Genomic DNA, 2,546 nt, shown 5'->3' with positions numbered 1-2,546 from the left:
TGTGATACCAAACTTCGGAACATACAGACAGTTATAAGGCTGGTCAGGGGTGCGTCCCTTATATCCATCCAAGGGGATGAAAGCCTTACCGGGAGGTTATTTCAGGTATTTCAGCCCGATTTCATTCCCGAACGAATCGCACTACCGAATCTAGACTACCGCAGAGGGGGACACAATATGGCCGGGTGGGGAAAAACGGTGACAATCCTTAACAATTTTGGGGATGTGGGGTGTGGGGAAAGTGAAAAGTGAAAAGTGAAAAGTGAAAAGTGAAAAATTCCCTATTCCCCAGTCGCGATCGCGGATGAACCCGATTTCACAGATAACACGGGTGACTGATGCTGGCTTGCTTCTTCCCGACTCCCGACTCCCGACTCCCTATTCCCCGTATACGCGGCGCAAGTTTAACTTGAAACCGGGTACTATCGCTTCGCCGGACAACTCGTCGGGATTTTCTAATATTTCCACCGGCGATTCCGGGCGGTAAATTTCGACTTTGCGATGTTTCGGATCGAGCAACCATCCCAATTTCGCGCCGTTGTCCATGTATTCGCGCATTTTTTCTCGCAGCGATTTTAAGGTGTCAGAATCCGATCGCAACTCGACGACAAAATCGGGGCAGATATTGGCGAATGTCCCTTTTTGTTCCGGCGTGAGGGCATCCCAGGATTCCGGACTGATCCAACAGGCATCGGGAGAACGGGTCGCGCCGTTGGGTAAAATCAAGGCGGTGGAGGAGTCGAAAGCCTCCCCCGGACGTCCGTTTTCTTCGTACCAGCGATCAAGTTGTCCGGTAATGCTGCGGTTGCGTTTTCCCGTTTCCCAACCGGTCGGCGGATTCACGATCAACTCTCCTTCTGCCGTTCTTTCCAGTTGCAAATCTCGGTTGACTGCGGCGAGGGCCGCGAACTGTTCTTGGGTGACATAAAGTTTAATCGTTTTTGGTAATTCAAGGGAGAGCGTTTCGGTGTCCGGTTTGGGGGGTGTCCGTACCATTTTGACCTCCTGCGCGATCGCGCCGATCCGAATTGATAGCAGGCAACAGGCAATAGGCAACAGGCAATAGGGAAGAAAAGCGCCTACCGTCTGAGTTTCAGGGTGGTTCGATGTCCTAGCTACCCGGGCGACTGCTATATATTCTAAACCGCCAGGACTCTGAGGAGATCCCAACACTCCGCCAATCTCCCAATTGTGGGCAGTTCGCCGAAAGCTGATGGCCGATCGCTAGAGTCGGGTTGGGTGCGTTCCCCACTACAATTGATGACACCCCGATCTCATCCCGATCGCCCCTTTCTCCTCAAAACGGGCGGAACCACTCAGAAACTCGCGGAAAAAACAGTAACATTGATTACTAATTTTCAACCATCGAGTGGAGAATCATGGACAATTTGTGGCTTTGGCAATCGCACCCGATCGCTATTTTGATCGGCGTGATGGTTCTTTGGGCGATCGCGATCCTCGCCTTTCCCCGTCCCGCCGCCGCCGGGGTGAAACGCTATCTCGACGGAAACGCGGCGGACGTGAAAATTCCGAAAACTGAGATCGTCCACATTCTCGGCGGCGGCGGCCCGGATGTCGATCCGGCTTTCCAGTGGGCGATCGACCGGGTGCGGGGGGGCAAATATTGCGATCGCACCGTGGATGTGGTCATCATCCGGGATTCCGGGGAAGACGGCTACAACGAACCGATTTTCGACATGGCGGGGGTGGATTCGGTGGAAACCTTACTCGTCACCCGTCCGGAAGACGCCAACCATCCGGATGTGGTCGAGAGTGTCCGCAATGCCGAGATGATTTTCTTTGCGGGGGGCGACCAGTGCCGCTACCTCCGTAATTATTTGGATACCGATTTATATGATGCCATCAAGTCTGCCCTCGATCGCGGCGCGGCGATCGGCGGGACCAGTGCGGGGGCGATGATCCAAAGCCGTTTCGTCTTCACCGCCTGCGGCCAGAGTATCGACAGCGAATCGGCGTTGGACGATCCCTATCGGGATATCGAACTCGACGACCGCGTATTTGACTGGCGATATTTGGAAAATACAATTGTTGACACTCATTTTGCCGATCGCGATCGCATGGGCCGTTTGATGACATTCGTCGCCCGGGCCCGGCAAGATGGTCTGGCGGCAAAGGTGTTGGGAATCGGCATCGACGAGGGAACGTCTTTGACCATCGATGAAACGGGACTCGCGGAAGTCATGGGACAGGGCTCGGTCTATTTCGTATCGGGAAGTCATTCCCCGGAAGTCTGCGAACCCGGGACACCCCTGACATTCTCCGATTTTCAACTCTGGAAACGCCGGGACGGCGAAACCTTCGACCTGAAAAACCGACCGGACGAAGGCGACTATTCAATTAGCGTCAATGACGGCAGACTCTCGGACGATCCCTATTAATTTGACACTCCCCGCCCGATTTTAGAAACCGGGTTTCTACCCAAATTTTGGAGTTGAACCCGATATCTTGTTAAAGCGCTGCTAGAGGGCAATAGGCAATAGGCAACAGGCAATAGGAAACTGAAATGACCTTTACATCGATGTTTC

At 53.6% G+C, this 2,546-nt stretch carries 3 protein-coding genes; 2 read left to right on the top strand and 1 reads right to left on the bottom strand.

The genetic code is table 11. The annotated features are described in order from the left end of the window. A partial coding sequence (locus AC0QHF_RS04915; protein WP_324703069.1) for a hypothetical protein occupies positions 1-252 on the top strand: 252 nt, incomplete at its 5' end. A 126-nt stretch (positions 253-378) separates the two neighbouring features. Here the strand turns inward: AC0QHF_RS04915 and AC0QHF_RS04910 are convergent. Then, positions 379-996 (bottom strand): Uma2 family endonuclease, encoded by a 618-nt coding sequence (locus AC0QHF_RS04910; protein WP_324703068.1) that lies wholly within the window; start codon positions 994-996, stop codon positions 379-381. A 383-nt stretch (positions 997-1,379) separates the two neighbouring features. Between AC0QHF_RS04910 and AC0QHF_RS04905 the strand changes: the two genes are divergently transcribed. Further along, positions 1,380-2,399 (top strand): cyanophycinase, encoded by a 1,020-nt coding sequence (locus AC0QHF_RS04905; protein WP_324703067.1) that lies wholly within the window; start codon positions 1,380-1,382, stop codon positions 2,397-2,399. Positions 2,400-2,546: the final 147 nt, after the last annotated feature.

The organism is Lyngbya sp. CCY1209 (assembly GCF_055795065.1).
Note: the sequence above shows the minus strand (reverse complement) of the source record. Positions and strands in the feature narration are given on the sequence as shown.